The organism is Sinorhizobium fredii USDA 205 (assembly GCF_001461695.1).
Taxonomy (GTDB): Bacteria; Pseudomonadota; Alphaproteobacteria; order Rhizobiales; family Rhizobiaceae; genus Sinorhizobium; species Sinorhizobium fredii.
Genome location: NZ_AUTC01000055.1, coordinates 1 through 18,930, shown reverse-complemented (window position 1 = coordinate 18,930; position 18,930 = coordinate 1). Strand labels below are relative to the sequence as shown.

Sequence of the window (18,930 nt, the reverse complement as noted above, 5' to 3'; positions counted from 1 at the left end):
TTCTGTGACAGTCAATCGGACCGACGGGCATTTGCAAGTTCTTCCAAGACTTCCGCCGCAAGGGCACGCGTCAGCCGCGTGCCGCGCGCGAGCGCCAGATGATCCATTCGCTCAACGAGCGTCTGCGCCGCCTCAAGCGATCGCTCCATCCGATTGACTATATAGGCCACGAAACGCTCGTCGACGAGCAACTGGCGATCGGCGAAAAGCTTGAAGAGCACCTGCGTCAGGAGTTCGTCGTCCGGTTCGCCGATCTCGACGACGGTCGCCGCCTTCAGCCGGGACTTGAGATCCGGAAGCGTTACCGCCCAGGACATCGGCCATAGCCGCGAGGTCATCAGAAGCGCCGTCCCGTTTTGCCGGACGCTGTTGATGACATGGAAGAGCGCCGTGTCGTCGAAACCCTGCCGGTCGACGTCCTCGAAGAGCACCGGCTTGAAGGCGGCGATGTCGGCGGCATTCGAGCCGGCGACGGGGTGGATTGCCACCGCGTCCGACCTTTCGCGCCAGATGTTGGCGAGGTGCGACTTCCCCGAGCCGACCGGTCCGGCGATGATAACGATCGGAGACGGCCACTCCGGCCAGTGATCGACAATCGCAATGGCTGCGCTGAGGCGATCGGAAACGAGCAAATCCTCCCGGCCGGTTGCCGGGTCATGGCCGAAGACGAGCGGCAGTTGTTCGTTAGGGCGTCTTGTCATGCTTTGCTCTGGGGGATGGCATCTGTCGGTCGGGCTCCTGACCCTCCGACTGCTGGTTCGCGGCCGTCCTATGCCCGTGGTAGAGGTCGCTATCAAGGTACCGCTGGATACCGAAACGAACAAGGACGCCGATCGCCGCGGCCGCCGGCACGGCGACGAGGAGGCCGACGAAACCGAACAGCGCGCCGAAGGCCAGCAGTGCGAACATTAGCCAGACGGGATGGAGACCGACGCTTTTGCCGACCAGTTTCGGCTGGAGAATGTTGCCTTCGAGAAACTGGCCGGTGAAGAAGACGGCAAGGACGAGCAGGATCCAGATGTAGTCGGGCCAGAACTGGACGACCGCCACGCCGACGGCAAGCACGAGGCCGACCAGCGATCCGACATAGGGGATGAAGCTGATCATGCCGGCAAAGAAACCGATCAGCAGGCCGAAATTGAGCCCGACGAGCGACAGGCCGATCGCGTAGTAGAGGCCGAGAATGACGCAAAGGGATCCCTGGCCGCGCACGAAGCCGGCAATCGTCGCGTTCATGTCGCGGGCGATCTGGCGCACGACGTCGACATGGTCGCGCGGCACCCAGCTATCGACTTTCTGAACCATGCGATCCCAGTCGAGCAGCAGATAGAAGGCGACGACCGGTGTGATGATGAAGAGCGACAGGATGTCCAGCAGCGCCATGCCGGAATTCCAGAGCTGCTGGAACAAGGTGCCGAGAAAGGTGGCACCCTGCTCGAGGAGCTTGGCCGAATTCTCCTTGATTGCCGCCATTTGAGCCTCGAGCCAGTCAGGCACCAGCGTCGACTGGGTGGTGTCCGCCACAAAGGCCTGGAGCCTCGCGACATAGCCGGGCATCTTCTGGATGAAGTCGGCGGCTTGCGTGAAAATCAGCGGGATGACGATGATCAGCGACAGCGCAAAGAGGACGATGAAGGCAACGAGAATGGCGATCGTCGCCATCAGGCGGGTGAGGCCGAGGCGTTGCAGCCGGTCGGCGACGGGATCAAGGAAATAGGCAAGCGCCATGCCGGCGAGGAACGGCAGGAGGATGGAGCTGAACACCATCAGAAAGGCAATGAAGGCGGCGAGCACAAGCAGCCAGAAGAAGATCTGGCGCTGAAGTCCGAAACCGCTGATCCGATTGCCCATGGTGTTCCCCGTCACGCGTCCGGCGCGTCGCGCCCCTCGTCTTTCGTCCGACGAGATAGGGTGCGGTGCGCGCGCAGGTCAAGCCCGACGCCCTTCAATCCGCTCGCTTGGCGCCTGAAGGCGATGAAGCGGAGGCAAAAACGTGAAAAAAGCCGCGAGGCCCGGCCTCTCCGCTTGCACTCCTCAGCTTACCGTGCCAATCGCATCCGCAAAATACGACGAGCTTTGGAGAACGAGCATGAGCCAGTCGGGAAAGAACGGCCTCACCTATAGCGACGCGGGTGTGGATATCGATGCCGGCAACCTGATGGTCGAGAAGATCAAGCCGCATGTGCGCTCGACCCGGCGTCCCGGCGCCGACGGCGAGATCGGCGGCTTCGGCGGACTCTTCGATCTCAAGGCGGCCGGCTTCACCGATCCGGTGCTGGTCGCCGCCAATGACGGCGTCGGCACCAAGCTCAAGATCGCCATCGATGCGAACAAGCACGACACCGTCGGCATCGACCTCGTCGCCATGTGCGTCAACGACCTCGTCGTGCAGGGCGCCGAGCCCTTGTTCTTCCTCGACTATTTCGCCACCGGCAAGCTCGACCCGGACCAGGGCGCGGCGATCGTCGCCGGCATCGCCGCCGGCTGCCGCGAGGCGGGCTGTGCGCTGATCGGCGGCGAGACGGCCGAAATGCCCGGCATGTATTCCGGCGGCGACTATGATCTTGCCGGCTTTGCCGTCGGCGCGGCCGAGCGCGGACAGCTTCTCCCGGCGGGCGACATTGCCGAGGGCGACGTCATCCTCGGCCTCGCCTCCTCCGGCGTCCACTCGAACGGCTATTCGCTGGTGCGCAAGATCGTCGCCCTCTCGGGTCTCGCCTGGGATGCTCCGGCACCCTTCGGCGAAGGTACGCTTGCCGACCTCTTGATGACCCCGACCCGCATCTACGTGAAGCCGCTTCTGAAAGCGATCCGCGCGACCGGCGCGATCAAGGCGCTGGCGCACATCACCGGCGGCGGCTTCCCCGAGAATATTCCGCGCGTACTGCCGAAGCATCTCGCCGCCGAGATCGACCTCGACGCGGTCAAGCCTCCGGCCGTGTTCTCCTGGCTGGCGAAAACCGGCGGCGTCGCCGCCAACGAGATGCTGCGCACCTTCAATTGCGGCGTCGGGATGATTGCCGTCGTTCCGGCGGCGGAAGCCGACAAGGTCGCGACGGTTCTGGCCGGCGAAGGCGAGACGGTCTTCACACTCGGCCGCATAGTGGCGCGCGACGAGGGTGCTGCCGGCACGATATACAAGGGCAGCCTCGCCCTATGAGCGTGACCGCAGGCGCAAAGAAAAGGGTCGTCGTCTTCATCTCGGGCGGCGGCTCCAATATGCTCTCGCTGGTGTCGACTGCGACTGATCCGGATTTCCCCGCCGAGATCATCGCTGTCATTTCCGACAAGGCGGAGGCCGGCGGCCTCGCCAAGGCGGCAGCGCTCGGCATCGCGACATCCTCATTCGTGCGCAGGGACTTTCAAAGCAAGGAAGCGCACGAGGCGGCGATCCTCGCGGAACTCGACCGGCTCCAGCCGGACATCATCTGCCTTGCCGGTTATATGCGCCTGCTGTCCGCAGCCTTCATCCAGCGCCACGAAGGCCGGATCCTCAACATCCATCCGTCACTGCTGCCGCTCTTCCCGGGGCTCAATACGCATCAGCGCGCGCTCGAGGCGGGCATGAAGCTCGCCGGTTGCAGCGTGCATTTCGTAACCGAAGCCATGGACGACGGCCCGATCATCGCCCAAGCCGCCGTTCCGATCCTTGCCGGCGACACGCCCGAGACACTCGCCGCGCGCGTCCTGACGGTGGAGCACAAGACCTATCCGCTGGCGCTCAGGCTGGTCGCCGAGGGCCAGGTGGAAATGAAAGAGGGGCGCGCCGTCAGCCATGCGGTCGGGGAAGCCTCGGGCACGCTCATTTCTCCGGCCATCTGATACCAGTCGCCTTCACTTCGCCGCCGCAAGCCTTCGGTCGAGGCCGTCAAGGACGCGCCGCGTCAGGGCCGGATAGTCTTCGTCGAAATGATGGCCGCCCTCGATCGCGACCACGTCGGCACCGGACGATTTCAGTTCCGGACAGGCGTCGTCCTCCTCCTCGGTGCCGTAGATGCATTGGACGAGCGACGGGTCGATCGCCTTGACATCATCGACCGGATCGCCGGCGCTCCCGGCCCCTTCCGCGCCCAGCCAGCCGAGGACGGAGACCTTGAAGTCGGCCTGATGCGACAGCGCCATGAGCGTCACCTGGCGGACGCGCGCCCGGTCGGCGGGCGGCAGCAGGTTGTAGGTGCGCGGCAGGATATCGGCGCCGAAGGAATAGCCGATCAGCAGGACGTTGCGGACATTCCAGCGCTTGCCGTAATAGCCAATGATCCGCTGTAGGTCATCGGCGGTCTCCTGCGGCTGGCGCTCCGCCCAGAAATAGCGCAGCGAATCCACCCCGACGACTGGAACCCCCTGCTGCTGCAGGACATTGCCGACTTCCTTGTCGATGTCGCGCCAGCCGCCGTCGCCGGAATAGATCACCGCCATCGTGTCGCGGCTCGGCTTGGCGTCGAGGATCGTCAGCGGCAGCCCGAACGGATTGTCGGCTTCGTCGTCCTCGCCCAGATAGCCCGAGAGGGCGTCGGACAACGCCGCATAGGCATTATCGTCGGTATCGTCGGTCTCGATTTCCGAATGCTTCTCGACAAGCGCAGCGACATGGGCTCGACCATCCGCTGACGCGGCAGAAGAAAAGGTCACCGCCACCGGGTCGGGCAAGGGTCCGTCGGTCAGGCCGTAGACCATGCGATCGTCCTTGCGATTTTTCTCCGCCGGGGTGCAGAGTTGCTTCGTCAGGGCAATTCCTTCTTCCGGATCGATGGCAAGGGTCCTGCCGATCGTCTCGGCCGGGGATTGCGCGGCGATCGCCAGAGCCATTGCGCCACCGGCGCCAACCCCTGCAACGACCGGCGGGCGATAGGCAACGCTTCCGGCCGCGCGCTGCACCTGCTGGCTCAAGGATTCGATGTCGGAGACGGTGTAGACGCAGTCGCCATCATCCTTGGCGAGGGCCATCAGATAGGCCCTGAGGTCTATCCCGATGACGATCGCATTGTCGCCGGACAGCGAGCGAGCAACCGCATCTTCCTTCGCCGTCCAGCCGCCGGCGTCCGAAAGCAGCACGACGAGTCCTGTCGCGTCTTGCCTGGGAAACAGGATATGCGGCGACGGGATCATTCCTGTGTCGAACTTCCGCGCGTCGTCGGGCGCGGCCGGAAGGTTAGCCGTCCCGAGGACCAGTGCGGCAAGGAAGGCGGTGCTCCAGAGTTTTCCCATAAGCGTCATTTCCTTATCACTCCCTTGAGGCCACCGCCGATCAGGAACGTCGCATCCATCAGGGCAAGGATCGGGTTGAGTCCGCCGCTCGCAACAAGATAGCGTGGCTGCCAATGTGGATGGAATTTGGACTTGAAGGCGCGCAGGCCCTTGAAGTTGTAGTAGCGTTCGCCGTGTTCATAGAAGGTCCGGCCGACGCGGTCCCAGACCGGCGCCAGGCGGCGGGACGACATGCCGGAGAGCGGCGCCATGCCGAGATTGAAGCGCCGATAACCTTTAAGCTTCAGATATTCCATGAGCTGCGCGAACAGAAAATTCATCGCGCCCTTGGGCGCTTCAGGCGAGAAGCGCATCAGATCTATCGACCCTTCTTCCCTGGTCTGGGTCACGAGAATGTTGGCAAAGGCCACGATCCGACCATTGCACCTGAGGATCGCGACCGGCTGTGTGGCGAGATATTGCGGATCGAAGGCACCGAGCGAAAAGCTCTTCTCGCGTGCGCTGTGGTGCGCGAGCCAGGCATCGGATATCTCGGCAAGCTCCGGCAGGATCGCCGGCACATCGACGGGCTCGACCACCGAGAATTCCAACCCATCCCGCAGGCCGCGGCTGACCTGTTGGCGCAGGTTCGCCCATTTGCCGCCCTTCATCTCGAAACGCTCGAGGTCGACGTCGGCGAGCTCGCCGAGACGGAAGGCTCTCAAGCCTGCATCGGCGTAATAGGCTAGTCCCCTCGGCGAGACCTGGTAGAAGACCGCGCGGCAGCCGTTGGAACGAGCCGTCTCGATGAACTGCCAGATGAGATCCGGCCAGGCATCCAGGGGGCCGACGGGATCGAAAAGCGCGATCCAGGAACGCGACCAGCGGCCGTACATGAGGAAGGCGCGGCCATCGGCGGAAAACATGATGCTCTTGTCGCCCATCCGCACCAGGTTGGCATCGGACATGTCCTGAGCTTCGACAATCGCGATGGCACGCTCCATGTCCTCCTCGGATGCCGGCGCAACCGCCGTCGTGGCCGGGCGCATCAGGCTCCAGATCGCCACCGCGGTCGCGCCGATCGTGACCCCAAGCAGGGCGCGCAGCCCGCGCGGCGCCTCTGCCGAAAACTCGAACTGCCACCAGAGCTCATGGCTGTAGTCGACGTCGCGATAGACGAAGAGCAGGACGACATAGGCGCCCAGGCAGATGACCCCCATCGCCATCAGCCAGGGAGGGGTCAGCGCCTGCCCGAACAGCGAGGCGGGACGAACGAAAAGCCGGCGGCTGGCAAGGAGCCCGACGATGAAGAAAGCAAGCATGCCTGCTTCCACCAGCGCCACGGCCTTGATGAGCGACAGCAGAAGAGCGGTGAGCGCGATGACGACCGAGGCCCACCAGGCGCCGTCGAGCCGCAGCGCCAGCCCGCGCGCGACAATGATCAGCGCCAACCCCAGCAGGCTGGCAAGAAAGTGCGCGCCCTCGACGATCGGCAGGGAAACGTAGCTTTCGAGGAAGGCGAGGTTCTCGTCCGGTGTCGGGGTGACGCTCGAAAGGACCAGCATGAGGGCGAGCACGAGAGCCAGGGTCGCAAGCAGGAGCGGCGTCATGCGGCCGCCAGCGCGGCGCAGGCTGGACGCGGCCGGATGGCCGGCGAGCTGGCGGGCTTCCATGCCGATGATCACGACGATGGCGATCAACAGCGGCAGCACATGGTAGATCACGCGGTAGAGGACCAGGGCTCCGAGAATAGCGTCGACTTTGGCCGCATGGCCAAGGGTCGCGACGATCACGGTCTCGAAGACCCCCAAGCCCGCCGGCACATGGCTCAGCACGCCGAGACCGACCGCCACGGCATAGATCGCCAGGAAGGCCGGCCAGCCGATCGTGCCTGCCGGCAGCAGCACATAGAGCACGGTCGCGGAGGCCGCCAGGTCAAGCGCCGTCACCAGGAACTGACGCGACGAGGTCCTGGTATCCGGCAGGCGCAGGGTGACGCGGCCGATACGCATCTCATGACCGCTGCGTGCCGCCACCATGACGGTGAGCATTGCGCCAAGCACGAGTACGGCTATCGCCCGCAGCCAGAACGGCGCGATCCCTGTCAGCGGCGCGACATACTCGGCGACGGCGAGCAGGCTCAGGCATGCGACGGCGGCAAGCCCCAGGCCGAAGGCGAGCGTGACAAAGGCGATGACCCGGCCGATATCGTCAGGCTCCAGGCCGAGGCGAGAGTAGGACCGATACCGGATCGCGCCGCCACTCAAGGGTCCGAAGCCCGCCGTGTTGCCGACTGCATAGGCACAGGCCCCCGTCAGGGCGACGTCGAGATAGGGGAGCTTTTGCTTGATATAGTCGAGCGCCCCGACGTCATAGAAGGTGAGCGAGAGAAAGCTCAGGGCGGTGAACAGGATGGCGGTTGCCACCGTGCTCCAGCTCGTGCTCGCCAGGGCAGCCACCACATCTTCATACTTCACCTCGGCGGTGAGATGGAAAATCGCCACGCCGAAGAGCGCGATCATTACGAGTGTGCCTATGGCGGAAAGATAGCGCTGGTGACGCCTCAGGAATGGCCGCCACCCACCCTCGGCCGGTTCGTCTTGGACTTCAATTTCGTGGAGGGAGGAAGAGGACGTCATGGATCGCCCGTGTCGTTGAAGAAGACACGATCGATTTACCGCAGCATGCCGCGCACAAAAAGTGAATTATCGGTAATGTATGCTGTATCAATGGGTTAAGCCGCCAGCGCCGCCCGGTTCAGCATGGCCCATTGCAGAAGCATGATCGTCTTGGCGTCGCAGATTTCACCGGTGCCGATCAGCGCGACGGCCTTGTCCAAGGCAATTTCAAGCACCTCGATGTCTTCCCCCTCATGGGCCAGCCCGCCGCCGGCCGCCACCTTCTTGGACGTGTCGATGCGGCCGAGGAAGAAACTCGTGCGCTCGGTTATCGAGCCGGGGCTCATATAGGCGTCGAAGAGATGCATGGCACTCTCGATACGATAGCCGGTCTCTTCCATCGCTTCGCGGCAGATCGCCACTTCCGGCGCCTCGCCGTCGAGCAGGCCCGCCGGCGTCTCGATCAGGAAAGCCGGCTCGCCCTGCAGGAGGACGGGAAGACGGAACTGCCGGACGAGCACCACGATCTGGCGCTCCGGGTCGAAGAGCAGGATCGTCGCGGCGCGGCCATGGTCGTGCACCTCGCGAACGAGACGGGCAGTCCTGCCGTCGGACATCTGTTGCTCAAGCGTGACCTGCTCGAGGCTGATGAAGCCCTTCCAGAGAGACCGGCGGTCGATGATCCGGATGCGCGGGTCGTCATGTTTCGTCATGGTTCATCCTTGAAAGAGGGTTTCGCCCGCGCTCTATGGATTTTTCGATTGTTGCTCAGGCCCTGTGCATCCAGACCCGATTGTCGTGGAAGGCCGCGCCGCCATAGGGAGCGACCGCATCCGCACCGGTCAGGACGTTGATGCCCTCGCCGTCGAGATGGGCGCCGTTCGGCCAGAGACCCTCGGCAACGACGACGCCGCGGCGCGCACCGCCGCCGATCCTGGCATGAAGGCGGATTTCGCCGCGGTCGTTGCCGAGCTTCACGATATCGCCGTCGGCGATTCCAAGCTCGGCTGCGTCCTCGGCATGGACCATCACCTCCGGGCGCCCTTCTTTCACGATCGAGGAGGGCGTCTCGGAGAAGGTCGAGTTCAGGAAGGAGCGCGCCGGCGAGGTTGCCAGCCGGAACGGATGGCGGTCGTCGGCAACTTCGATCAGATCGACGTGGTCGGGGAACTCAGGAAGGTTTTCGTGAGGTCCCTGCAAGCCCATTGACTTCGGCGGCCGGTTCGGGGCGGGCGTGCCGGTCCAATCGGCCTTGAAGCGGAACTTGCCGTCCGGATGGCCGAAGCCTTTGAGGAAATGCGCTTCGTCGAAGCCGGGCTGGCAATCGAGCCATTTCTTCTCTTTCATCTCTTCAAAGCCAATACCGTAATTGGCCAGCAATCGGTCGATATGCTGCCGCTCCGAGAGGCCGAAGCCGGGACGATCGGCGACGCCGAGGCGCTTTGCCAGTTCCTCGATGACGAAAAGGTTGGTGCGCACCGTCGGCGGCGGTTCGACGATTTTCGGGCCGATCAGAATGTGCTGGTGCCCGCCGCCGCGGTAGAGATCGTCATGCTCCAGGAACATCGTGGCCGGCAGGACAATGTCGGCGAGCCGGGCGGTGTCGGTCATGAACTGTTCGTGAACGGCGACGAACAGATCGTCGCGCAGGAAGCCACGCCTTACCAGCCGCTGCTCGGGCGCGACGTTGACGGGATTGGTGTTCTGGATCAGCAGAGCCGTTACCGGGCCGCGATCGCGCAGCGCCTCGGCGTCGCCCGTCAGCACCCGGCCGATCTGCGATTGATCGAGCATGCGCACGTCCGGGTCGTGAAACGAGGTGCCGACGAGTTCGCGCTTGTCGAGCTTGAAAATGTCGTTGTTGGAATGGAAGGCACCACCGCCCTCGTGCTTCCACGAGCCGAGCACGGTCGCAACGGAAGCGGCAGCGTGGATGGCGACCGAGCCGTTGCGCTGGCGGGTGAAGCCGTAGCCGAGACGGAAATAGGTTCTCGGCGTCGTCCCAACGAGCTTCGCAAAAGTCTCGATTTCCTCGACGGACAGGCCGGTGATCGCCGAGGCCCATTCCGGCCCGCGTGTCTTGAGATGCTTTTCGAGCCCGGCCGGATCGTCGGCGAATTCCGCCATATAGGCGCGATCCGCATAGCCGTCGCGGAAGGCGATATGCATGACGGCGCAGGCGAGCGCTGCATCGGTGCCCGGCTTCAGGACCAGGCCGATATCGGCCTGCTTGACCGTCGGGTTGTCGTAGACGTCGATGACGACGATCTTGGCGCCGCGCTCCTTGCGGGCCTTGACCGCGTGGGTCATCACATTGACCTGCGTCGCCACCGCATTGGTGCCCCAGATCACCACGCAATCGGACTTGGCCATCTCGCGCGGATCCGGACCGCGCAAGGCTCCGGTCGCCATCGTAAAGCCGGTCCAGGCCATATTGGTGCAGATCGAGCCGAAGAAGCCGGAATAGCGCTTGGCATGACGCAGGCGCTCGATGGAATCGCGCTGCACCTGCCCCATGGTGCCGGCATAGAAATAGGGCCACACCGCCTCCGAACCGTGCCTCTGTTCGGCCTTGACGAACTGGTCGGCGATCTCGTCGAGGGCGGCCCCCCAGGAAATCTCCTGCCAGTTCCCCTCGCCCTTGGCGCCGACGCGGCGCTGCGGCACCATCAGCCGGCCGGGATGGTAGATGCGCTCAGCATAGCGCGCCACCTTGGCGCAGATGACGCCGGCCGTGTAGCTGTTCGCGGCAGCGCCGCGGACGCGGCCGATCCGTCCTTCGGCGGTCAGGTCCACTTCCAGCGCGCAAGCCGAGGGACAGTCGTGCGGACAGACCGAGTGGCCGACCGATTTTTCTGCTCGGATGGGGGTCGCAACGTTCATGGCTTTTCTATATGGCATCCGCCGGGGGGCTCAAAGTCCCATTCGTCATCCATCGAAACAATTGATCGCAGCCATCGGCGGCCCTTATGAACTATCGGCACATCTATCACGCGGGCAATTTCGCCGATGTCCTGAAGCACGCGGTGCTGGCGCGGCTCGTCAGCTACCTCAAGCAGAAGGACAAGGCCTTCCGGATGCTGGACACCCATGCCGGCATCGGTCTTTATGACCTGTCCGGCGAGGAGGCGCAGAAGACGGGCGAGTGGCGCGACGGCGTCGGCAGGCTGATCGATGCCGAACTCCCCGCCCCCGTCGCTGCCATTCTCGAGCCCTATCTGGCCGCCCTGCGCGATCTCAACCCGGATGGTGGGCCGGATGGCGGACTCACGCACTATCCCGGCTCGCCCAAGCTTGCCCGCATGCTGTTTCGGCCGCAGGACCGGCTGTCGGCGATGGAACTGCACCCGGACGATTACGAGACGCTGCACCGCCTGTTTGACGGCGATTTCCAGAGCCGGATCACGCGGCTCGACGGCTGGCTGGCGCTCGGCGCCCACCTGCCGCCGAAGGAAAAGCGCGGCCTCGTCCTCGTCGATCCGCCGTTCGAGAAGGAAGGCGAATACGAGCGGCTGGCCGAGGGCCTCGCCAAGGCCTACCGACGGTTTTCCGGCGGCATCTACTGCCTCTGGTATCCCCTGAAGAAGGGCGCGCCTATCAAGGAATTTCATGAGGCGCTACGGGCGCTGGAGATTCCGAAAATGCTCTGCGCCGAACTCTCGGTCCGCAGCGATCGCGACACAACGGGGCTTGCGGGGTCCGGCCTCGTCATCGTCAATCCACCCTATACGCTCAAGGACGAACTCGACATCCTGCTGCCCTTCCTGAAGGAACGGCTTCGCCAGGATCGCTTCGCATCGGCACGCTGCTTCTGGCTGCGTGGCGAAGCAACTCTCAACCGAGGGCCTTGACGGGCAACGCCGAGTGGCTTCAATCTCTTGAAGACGATTCAGGGAGGTAGCCATGATTTGCAAGCTTGCCGCAATGCTTCTGACCTCGCTTTCGCTTGCCGCCGGTGCGGTCACCAGCGCGACGGCCGCGGACTTGGCCGCGGTGCCCGTCGCTCCCCAGGCCTACAATGTCGGCATTTGCGGCAATCCGTCCGTGCTGGGCTTCATCACGCGGCGCTTCGACTACAAGGCTGCGAACTATCTTCATGCCAATCTCGCCATCGCCGAAATTCGCGAGATGGGCCAGAACCGCTTCGAGCCGCGCGACTACACGCATCTGGTCGAACGTGAATATTGCTATGCGACGGCGGTGATGAGCGACGGCGTACGGCGCCCGCTCTGGTATCTGATCGAGCGTCCCTGGGGCTTTGCCGGCGTCGGCAGGAGTATCGAGTTCTGCGTCGGCGGCCTCGATCCCTGGTATGTCTACGGCGCCCATTGCTCTTCGCTTCGTTGATTTCCGCAAGACGGCTGCGGCCGGTGTTCCTCGCCCTGTTGGCATTCACCGGCTGTAGCGACGAAGGCGACAAGAAACCCGGCGCGGAGGCGCGTTCTCCGGCAAGTGCCGCATCGGCGAGCGTTCCGATGGGCAAGGGCTTCGACTTCTATGTGCTTTCGCTTTCCTGGTCCCCGACCTGGTGCAAAGGCAACGATCCCAGGAAGAAATCGACGCAGTGCGAGCGAGGATATGGGCTGATTGTCCATGGCCTCTGGCCGCAGAACGAAACCGGCTATCCGCAATTCTGCCCGACCCGGCAATCGGATCGCGTGCCTGAGTCGCTTGGCCGGCAATATCTCGACATCGTTCCGTCGATGGGCCTGATCGGCCATCAATGGCGCAAGCACGGCACCTGCTCGGGCCTCGCCCAGGCGGACTATTTCGCCGTCACCCGGGCCGCCCGCGAGACGGTCGCCATCCCCGCCGAGCTCGCGTCTGCCGAGGGATCGCGCAATCTTTCGGTGACATCGATAGAGACCGCATTCGCAGCGAAAAATCCGGGGCTGGCGAGGGACATGATCGCCGTGACCTGCGAGGGCGCGCTGGTCGAGGAAATCCGAATCTGCTTCGACAAGGAATTGCGTTTCAGGGCCTGCCCTGAAATAGATCGCCGCGCCTGCAGACGCGACGTGGTCCTGCTCCCCGCCACACCATGAGAATGGAAAAAAGACGAATGAAGATACTCTACTCGCCCGCCTCGCCCTATTCCAACAAGGTCCGGATGGCCGCCCACCATGTCGGAATCGCCGCGGAAAGCGTTCTGACGGACACCAATGCCAATCCGCCGGAACTGATCGACAGCAATCCGCTCGGCAAGATCCCGACACTGATCACTGCCGACGGACAGTCGATCTACGACAGCCGGGCGATCATGCATTTCATCGACCGGGAGACCAAGGGCAAGCTCTATCCGAAGAATGCCGAGAAGCGCACGCAGATCGAAATCTTCGAAGCGCTCTGCGACGGCATCTGCGACAGCCTGCTGGCAATCGTCTACGAAAAGCGCTTCCATCCGCCGGAAAAGGTGCACCAGCCCTGGATCGACCGGCAATGGGAAAAGGTCGAACGGGGACTCGACCATCTCGAATCCAACCTGCCGAAGACCGGCGGCAAGCTGCATGCGGGGCATTTCGCCCTGGCGGCGCTGCTGCGCTACATCGAACTGCGCTTTGCCGGCGAATGGCAAAGGGGACGGCCGAAGCTCAAGAACTGGCCTGCCAAGTTCGAAAAACACTTTCCGGACTATTCGAAATTCAAGGCCTGAGAAACCTGGCCGAAGAAATCTGGGCCTGAGAAAATCTGCGCCTGAGTTCAGACCATAAAAAAGGCCGGGTCCCCCCGGCCTCTTTTTTATCCGTTTCGTCGGATCAGAACTTGACGCCCATACCGAGGCGGACGCTGTGCTCGTCGTAGCCGGAGGAGACGGTCGAGCCGCCGGCCCGGAAATCCTTGGAGGCATAATCCGTGTAGCGGTATTCGACGCGAGCCGTGACGTTGTCGGTGACGAAGGTTTCGGCACCGGCGCCAGCCGTCCAGCCGACGAGGGTCTTGTCGTCGGAACCGGCCGGGGTCGAGAGCTTGGCGTTGCCAAGGGCGAGACCGGCCGTGCCGTAGACCAGGACCGGGTTCATGTCGACACCGACGCGGCCACGGAGCGAGCCGTTGACCCCCTGCTTGACCTTGCGGCCGCTGGACGTGGAGTCGTTCCCGGCATAGTTGACGTCGGCTTCACCGCCGTAGACCATCTGGCCGTCCTGGACGTTGTAGCCGCCGTAGAGACCACCGCCGAAGGCGACGGACTTGTTGTTGCCGGTCGCGTCGGCTTCGCCGTAGTGCCAATTGGCCGTGCCGCCGACATAGGCGCCGGACCAGTTCTTGACGGCCGGCTCGGTATATTCAGCGGCCGGGGCAGCCGGAATCTCCTCGACGGCGTCGGCGGCGTGAGCTGCCTGGAAGGCGACAAGGGCAACGGCCGAAGCCATGAGAGTGGTGGTGAGCGTACGCATACTATTCTCCTTTCAGACCGGCGCTCCGAAGCATCTCTTTAGCGTGCTTTATCGGGACACCGGGTATCTACAATTAACCCGTCCGGTTGACCGGAAATTGGACAGAAAATGCGGATTCACAAGAGCTAAAATGTGAAATTTTAGTGGCGCAAGCGCGTCCAAAATTGGATGTTGCCTTGGCGACACAGAGGATATATTAACTATGTTTCAAGATTAACCAAAGATATACTATAAGGATAAAAGTTAATTCAAAATACGCGGTTCGCGTTAATTTTTCCGAAATGAATCGTCCGGGGAGTTTTTCAGCTCCGCCATTCCAGCCTATATCTTTGTCCGATCGGAACAGGATTCGCAGAACGGGAAAGAACGTTGAGAAGGACATTGAAGACGGCGCTGGTTACAGGCGGTGCTCGGCGCATAGGCAGGGCAATAGTTGAGGATCTGACCGCCAATGGTTTTGCGGTCGCTATCCATGCGAACGGCTCCTTGGCCGAGGCCGAGGCGCTGGCGGCTGACCTGAGCGCGGCCGGCGCCAAGGCCGTCGCCCTTCAGGCAGATCTCACCGATGTCAGCGCGGCGTCGGGATTGATTGCGCAGGCGACCTCCCGCCTCGGGCCGCTCGACATTCTCGTCAACAATGCCTCGGTGTTCAACAGGGATAGCCTCGACCAGTTCGACGAGGGCGTCTGGGAACGGCACTTCGCCCTGCATGTCAGGGCCCCTTCCCTGCTTGCCCGCGACTTTGCGCGCCAGCGTCCAGGCGATGTCTCCGGCCTGATCGTCAATGTCATCGACCAGCGCGTCTGGTCTCCAAATCCGCGCTTTTATTCCTATATGCTCTCCAAGTCGGCGCTCTGGACGGCAACCCAGACGATGGCCCAGGCGCTCGCCCCCGACATTCGCGTCAACGGCATCGGGCCGGGGCCGACGCTGCCGAACGAACGGCAGGACCGGCGCGATTTCGAGGCGCAGGTGAATGCGCTCATCCTCAGGCGCGGACCGGCGCTGGACGAGTTCGGACGGGCAATCCGCTTCCTTTTCGAGACCCCGTCGGTTACCGGACAGATGATCGCGCTCGACGGCGGCCAGCACCTTGCCTGGGAGACGCCGGATATTCGGGAGATAGTGGAATGAACGGGCGGACGCCCACGGACGGCGGCATCCTTTATGACGGCAGCGAAACCGACGACGAAGACGACATCGTCGAAGTCGCCGAGAGCGAGCGGCCGGCGCCCGCGGTGGAGTGGGCGGAGAGCACGCCGGAAACGCAGGGGCTCAAGGGCGCCGAGCTGATCCACGCCTTCGTCAAGCTTCTGCCGAACGGACCGGGCGTCTACCGGATGTTCAACGAGGCCGGCGACGTGCTCTATGTCGGCAAGGCGCGCAGCCTGAAAAAGCGCGTCAACAATTACGCCCAGGGCCGCGGGCATTCGAACCGCATCGCGCGCATGGTGCGCGAGACGGCGAACATGGAGTTTGTGACGACGCGGACCGAGATCGAGGCGCTGCTGCTCGAAGCGAACCTCATCAAGCGCCTGCGGCCGCGCTTCAACGTGCTGTTGCGCGACGACAAATCCTTTCCTTATATCGTCGTCACCGGCGACACCCGCGCGCCCGCGCTTTACAAGCATCGCGGCGCGCGCAGCCGCAAGGGCGACTATTTCGGTCCGTTTGCCTCCGCCGGTGCAGTCGGGCGGACCATCAACTCGCTGCAGCGGGCCTTTCTCTTGAGGACTTGCACGGATAGCGTCTTCGAAACGCGCACCCGCCCCTGCCTGCTCTACCAGATCAAACGCTGTTCGGCGCCCTGCACGGGCGAGATCAGCGACCCGGACTATGCGGAACTCGTGCGCGAGGCGAAGGATTTTCTTTCCGGCAAGAGCCAGGCGGTGAAGGCGACGATCGCCGCGGCGATGGGTGAAGCGTCGGAAAACCTCGACTTCGAGCGAGCGGCGCTCTACCGAGACCGGCTGGCGGCGCTCAGCCATGTCCAGAGCTATCAGGGCATCAACCCGGCCGGCGTCGAGGAGGCGGATGTCTTTGCCATCCACCATGAGGGCGGCATTTCCTGCATTCAGGTGTTCTTCTTCCGCACCGGACAGAACTGGGGCAACCGCGCCTATTTCCCGAAGGCCGACCCATCGCTCCCCGCCGCCGAGGTGCTCAGCGCGTTCCTCGCCCAGTTCTATGACGACAAGCCCTGTCCGCGGCAGGTCCTGCTCTGCGAAGCGGTCGATGAGCAGGAATTGCTCGGTCAGGCGCTGAGCGAGAAGTCCGGCTACAAGGTTTCGATCCTGGTACCGCAGCGTGGCGAGAAGAAGGACCTCGTCGAGCATGCGCAAGCGAATGCGCGCGAGGCGCATGGCCGCAAGCTCGCCGAGACGGCCTCGCAGTCGCGCCTGCTTGAAGGTTTCGCCGAAACCTTCAAACTGCCCGCCGTGCCGCGTCGCATCGAAATCTATGACAACTCGCACATCATGGGCACCAATGCGGTCGGCGGCATGGTCGTGGCTGGTCCCGAGGGCTTCGTCAAAGGCCAGTATCGCAAGTTCAATATCAAATCGACGGACATCACGCCGGGCGACGACTTCGGCATGATGCGCGAGGTGATGACGCGGCGCTTCTCGCGTCTCTTGAAGGAGGAAGGCAAGCCGGACCGCTCGATCGACGTGAGCGAGGAGGCTGCCTTTCCGGCCTGGCCGGACGTCATCCTCATCGATGGCGGCCAGGGCCAGATGACGGCCGTTCGCGCCATTCTCAAGGAACTCGACGTCGCGGACTGCGTGACGGCGATCGGGATTGCCAAGGGTGTCGACCGTGACGCCGGGCGCGAGCGCTTCTTCGCCGAAGGCAAAGAAAGCTTCACGCTGCCGCCGCGCGATCCGGTGCTCTATTTCATCCAGCGGCTGCGCGACGAGGCGCATCGCTTCGCAATCGGCTCGCACCGGGCCCGGCGCAAGAAGGAAATGGTCAAGAATCCGCTCGACGAAATTGCCGGCATCGGCCCGACGCGCAAGCGGGCGCTTCTCACTCATTTCGGCACCGCCAAGGCGGTTTCCCGCGCCGGCATCAACGACCTGATGGCCGTCAACGGCATCTCGGAGACGGTGGCCCGCCTCGTCTACGAACATTTCCACGAAGACGCGAAATAAAGCGCCGGCAGCGCAATTCAGACTGCGTTCAGGCGAAATCCGCCAAATATGACAGGAGTGGCGCAATGACCTGTTGACCTTGTGGTCGCAAAGTCATTCTGTACACCTGAAACCCGGAGGGTCTGGGAAAAGCTGGCGCTTGCCCGATGCCATCCGAACAATAAATCGCATCGATGACCCGCGGGAAATGGGGGATTGTCGTGTCCAGAGAAACCGAGTCCATGCCAACGCCCATCGCCTACAGCATCCCGAATCTGCTGACCTACTTCCGTATCCTCATCGTGCCGCTGATCGTGCTGTGCTTCTTCATCGAGGGCCGGCTGCACAGCTCCGATTTCGCGCGCTGGACGGCGCTCGTCCTGTTCGTCACAGCATCGATCACCGATTTCTTCGACGGCTATCTCGCGCGCATCTGGAAGCAGACATCGAATATCGGCCGGATGCTCGATCCGATCGCCGACAAACTGCTCGTCGCCTCGATCCTGCTGCTCGTCGCCGCCGATGGAACGATCGCCGGCTGGTCGATCTGGGCCGCGATCATCATCCTCTGCCGCGAAATCCTCGTTTCGGGGCTTCGCGAGTATCTTGCCGCGCTGAAGGTCAGCGTCCCGGTGACGCGGATCGCCAAGTGGAAGACGACCATCCAGATGGTGGCGATCGCCTTCCTGCTGGCCGGTCCCGCCGGCGACAAGATCGTGCCCTATATCACGGAGACGGGCATCGTCCTGCTTTGGATCGCCGCAGCAATCACGCTCTATACCGGCTATGATTATTTCCGCGCCGGCTTGCAGCATGTGGTCAACGAATGAGCACCGTAAACCTCGTCTATTTTTCCTGGGTGCGCGAGCGCATCGGCAAGGGTGAGGAAACGCTGGAGTTGCCGGCGGGTGTGGTGACGATCGGCGATCTGCTAGCGCATCTGAAGACGCTCGGTGCCGAGTATGAATCGGCGCTCGAACACCAGAACGTCATCCGCGCGGCGATCAACCAGGAACATGTCGAACACGCCGAGCCGATCGGCGGCGCCCGCGAGATCGCGCTTTTTCCGCCGATGACGGGCGGCTGAGGCGATGGTTGCCCCGGTCACCGTGCGCATCCAGCGAGAAGACTTCGATCTTGCCGCCGAAGTCTCCGCGCTGTGCCGCGGCCGGACGAACATCGGCGCCATTGTCACCTTCTCCGGACTTTGCCGCGACGAGGCAGGCGCCCTTGGGGCGCTCGAGCTCGAACACTATCCGGGCATGGCGGAAGCCGAGATCAGCCGCATCTGCCTTGAAGCGGTGCAGCGCTTCGGGCTGCAGGCCGCGACGGCCATTCACCGTTTCGGCCGCATCGAGCCCGGTCAGAACATCGTGCTGGTCGTGACCGCATCTCCGCATCGGCAGGCAGCCTTCGACGGTGCCAATTTCATCATGGATTTCCTGAAGACCTCGGCTCCCTTCTGGAAGAAGGAGCACCGCACCGACGGCAAAACCGGCGAGTGGGTCAGCGCCAAGGATGCCGACGACGCGGCGCGCGATCGCTGGAGCCGCTAGAGCCTTTCCTGGTTAAATTGAATCATTCTGTTGGCTCAAGCGG

At 63.3% G+C, this 18,930-nt stretch carries 18 protein-coding genes; 11 read left to right on the top strand and 7 right to left on the bottom strand.

What is annotated here, in order from left to right:
- Window positions 1-11: 11 nt before the first annotated feature.
- Both hdaA and N181_RS07090 read right to left on the bottom strand, forming a co-directional pair.
- On the bottom strand, window positions 12-701 hold the full coding sequence (gene hdaA, locus N181_RS07095; protein WP_014327870.1) for a DnaA regulatory inactivator HdaA: 690 nt from the start codon (window positions 699-701) through the stop codon (window positions 12-14).
- On the bottom strand, window positions 685-1,851 hold the full coding sequence (locus tag N181_RS07090) for an AI-2E family transporter (protein WP_014327869.1): 1,167 nt from the start codon (window positions 1,849-1,851) through the stop codon (window positions 685-687). Before N181_RS07090 ends, hdaA begins: the two co-directional genes overlap by 17 nt.
- Window positions 1,852-2,089: 238 nt before the next feature.
- On the opposite strand from N181_RS07090, the gene purM reads away from it, so the two are divergent.
- A complete protein-coding gene (purM, locus tag N181_RS07085; protein WP_014327868.1) occupies window positions 2,090-3,160 on the top strand; it encodes a phosphoribosylformylglycinamidine cyclo-ligase in 1,071 nt (356 codons plus the stop codon).
- The gene (gene purN / locus N181_RS07080; protein WP_014327867.1) at window positions 3,157-3,822 is read left to right on the top strand and encodes a phosphoribosylglycinamide formyltransferase; all 666 of its coding nucleotides are present in this window, start codon (window positions 3,157-3,159) and stop codon (window positions 3,820-3,822) included. The genes purM and purN overlap by 4 nt, the downstream gene beginning before the upstream one ends.
- 12 nt (window positions 3,823-3,834) lie before the next feature.
- On the opposite strand, the gene N181_RS07075 is transcribed toward purN, so the two are convergent.
- From N181_RS07075 to N181_RS07060, 4 genes are all read right to left on the bottom strand, one after another.
- Window positions 3,835-5,217 carry a virulence factor family protein gene (locus N181_RS07075; protein WP_014327866.1) on the bottom strand — a complete coding sequence of 461 codons (1,383 nt, stop codon included), beginning with the start codon at window positions 5,215-5,217 and terminating at the stop codon, window positions 3,835-3,837.
- Window positions 5,214-7,826, bottom strand: a complete 2,613-nt coding sequence (gene mprF, locus N181_RS07070; RefSeq protein WP_037391108.1) for a bifunctional lysylphosphatidylglycerol flippase/synthetase MprF — start codon at window positions 7,824-7,826, stop codon at window positions 5,214-5,216. The genes N181_RS07075 and mprF overlap by 4 nt, the downstream gene beginning before the upstream one ends.
- A 95-nt stretch (window positions 7,827-7,921) precedes the next feature.
- Complete coding sequence (locus tag N181_RS07065) at window positions 7,922-8,518, bottom strand: NUDIX domain-containing protein (protein WP_037391110.1); 597 nt, start codon at window positions 8,516-8,518, stop codon at window positions 7,922-7,924.
- Window positions 8,519-8,573: 55 nt separating this feature from the next.
- Window positions 8,574-10,706: a molybdopterin-containing oxidoreductase family protein gene (locus N181_RS07060; RefSeq protein WP_037391112.1), complete on the bottom strand. Its 2,133-nt coding sequence runs from the start codon at window positions 10,704-10,706 to the stop codon at window positions 8,574-8,576.
- Window positions 10,707-10,774: 68 nt separating this feature from the next.
- Between N181_RS07060 and N181_RS07055 the strand changes: the two genes are divergently transcribed.
- Genes N181_RS07055 through N181_RS07040 form a run of 4 tightly spaced genes read left to right on the top strand, consistent with a single transcriptional unit; the run spans window position 10,775 to window position 13,458 of the window.
- Window positions 10,775-11,656 (top strand): 23S rRNA (adenine(2030)-N(6))-methyltransferase RlmJ, encoded by an 882-nt coding sequence (locus N181_RS07055; protein WP_037391113.1) that lies wholly within the window; start codon window positions 10,775-10,777, stop codon window positions 11,654-11,656.
- Window positions 11,657-11,708: 52 nt separating this feature from the next.
- On the top strand, window positions 11,709-12,152 hold the full coding sequence (locus N181_RS07050; protein WP_014327861.1) for a hypothetical protein: 444 nt from the start codon (window positions 11,709-11,711) through the stop codon (window positions 12,150-12,152).
- On the top strand, window positions 12,134-12,850 hold the full coding sequence (locus N181_RS07045) for a ribonuclease T2 family protein (RefSeq protein WP_037391115.1): 717 nt from the start codon (window positions 12,134-12,136) through the stop codon (window positions 12,848-12,850). Before N181_RS07050 ends, N181_RS07045 begins: the two co-directional genes overlap by 19 nt.
- Window positions 12,851-12,867: 17 nt before the next feature.
- Window positions 12,868-13,458, top strand: coding sequence for a glutathione S-transferase (locus N181_RS07040; protein WP_037391116.1), 591 nt, complete (start codon window positions 12,868-12,870; stop codon window positions 13,456-13,458).
- Window positions 13,459-13,561: 103 nt separating this feature from the next.
- Here N181_RS07040 and N181_RS07035 read toward each other — a convergent pair whose 3' ends face one another.
- Entirely contained in the window at window positions 13,562-14,200 is a 639-nt protein-coding gene (locus tag N181_RS07035; RefSeq protein ID WP_014327858.1) for an outer membrane protein, read from the bottom strand.
- A 369-nt stretch (window positions 14,201-14,569) separates the two neighbouring features.
- On the opposite strand from N181_RS07035, the gene N181_RS07030 reads away from it, so the two are divergent.
- The 5 genes from N181_RS07030 (at window position 14,570) to N181_RS07010 (ending at window position 18,887) form a co-directional block, all read left to right on the top strand.
- Window positions 14,570-15,334, top strand: a complete 765-nt coding sequence (locus N181_RS07030) for an SDR family oxidoreductase (RefSeq protein WP_014327857.1) — start codon at window positions 14,570-14,572, stop codon at window positions 15,332-15,334.
- Window positions 15,331-17,352, top strand: a complete 2,022-nt coding sequence (gene uvrC / locus N181_RS07025; RefSeq protein ID WP_037434520.1) for an excinuclease ABC subunit UvrC — start codon at window positions 15,331-15,333, stop codon at window positions 17,350-17,352. Before N181_RS07030 ends, uvrC begins: the two co-directional genes overlap by 4 nt.
- A 221-nt stretch (window positions 17,353-17,573) precedes the next feature.
- Window positions 17,574-18,161 carry a CDP-diacylglycerol--glycerol-3-phosphate 3-phosphatidyltransferase gene (gene pgsA / locus N181_RS07020; RefSeq protein ID WP_037391120.1) on the top strand — a complete coding sequence of 196 codons (588 nt, stop codon included), beginning with the start codon at window positions 17,574-17,576 and terminating at the stop codon, window positions 18,159-18,161.
- Window positions 18,158-18,418 carry a molybdopterin converting factor subunit 1 gene (moaD, locus tag N181_RS07015; protein WP_014327854.1) on the top strand — a complete coding sequence of 87 codons (261 nt, stop codon included), beginning with the start codon at window positions 18,158-18,160 and terminating at the stop codon, window positions 18,416-18,418. The genes pgsA and moaD overlap by 4 nt, the downstream gene beginning before the upstream one ends.
- A gap of 4 nt (window positions 18,419-18,422) precedes the next feature.
- Window positions 18,423-18,887, top strand: coding sequence for a molybdenum cofactor biosynthesis protein MoaE (locus tag N181_RS07010; protein WP_014327853.1), 465 nt, complete (start codon window positions 18,423-18,425; stop codon window positions 18,885-18,887).
- The last annotated feature ends 43 nt before the right edge of the window (window positions 18,888-18,930 follow it).

Coding starts and splice junctions, on each gene's coding strand:
- N181_RS07035 (WP_014327858.1), bottom strand. CDS start 14,200: ATGCGTACGCTCACCACCACTCTCATGGCTTCGGCCGTTGCCCTTGTC.
- purM (WP_014327868.1), top strand. CDS start 2,090: ATGAGCCAGTCGGGAAAGAACGGCCTCACCTATAGCGACGCGGGTGTG.
- mprF (WP_037391108.1), bottom strand. CDS start 7,826: ATGACGTCCTCTTCCTCCCTCCACGAAATTGAAGTCCAAGACGAACCG.
- N181_RS07010 (WP_014327853.1), top strand. CDS start 18,423: ATGGTTGCCCCGGTCACCGTGCGCATCCAGCGAGAAGACTTCGATCTT.
- purN (WP_014327867.1), top strand. CDS start 3,157: ATGAGCGTGACCGCAGGCGCAAAGAAAAGGGTCGTCGTCTTCATCTCG.
- N181_RS07040 (WP_037391116.1), top strand. CDS start 12,868: ATGAAGATACTCTACTCGCCCGCCTCGCCCTATTCCAACAAGGTCCGG.
- N181_RS07090 (WP_014327869.1), bottom strand. CDS start 1,851: ATGGGCAATCGGATCAGCGGTTTCGGACTTCAGCGCCAGATCTTCTTC.
- N181_RS07060 (WP_037391112.1), bottom strand. CDS start 10,706: ATGCCATATAGAAAAGCCATGAACGTTGCGACCCCCATCCGAGCAGAA.
- hdaA (WP_014327870.1), bottom strand. CDS start 701: ATGACAAGACGCCCTAACGAACAACTGCCGCTCGTCTTCGGCCATGAC.
- uvrC (WP_037434520.1), top strand. CDS start 15,331: ATGAACGGGCGGACGCCCACGGACGGCGGCATCCTTTATGACGGCAGC.
- pgsA (WP_037391120.1), top strand. CDS start 17,574: ATGCCAACGCCCATCGCCTACAGCATCCCGAATCTGCTGACCTACTTC.
- N181_RS07050 (WP_014327861.1), top strand. CDS start 11,709: ATGATTTGCAAGCTTGCCGCAATGCTTCTGACCTCGCTTTCGCTTGCC.
- N181_RS07055 (WP_037391113.1), top strand. CDS start 10,775: ATGAACTATCGGCACATCTATCACGCGGGCAATTTCGCCGATGTCCTG.
- N181_RS07065 (WP_037391110.1), bottom strand. CDS start 8,518: ATGACGAAACATGACGACCCGCGCATCCGGATCATCGACCGCCGGTCT.
- moaD (WP_014327854.1), top strand. CDS start 18,158: ATGAGCACCGTAAACCTCGTCTATTTTTCCTGGGTGCGCGAGCGCATC.
- N181_RS07075 (WP_014327866.1), bottom strand. CDS start 5,217: ATGACGCTTATGGGAAAACTCTGGAGCACCGCCTTCCTTGCCGCACTG.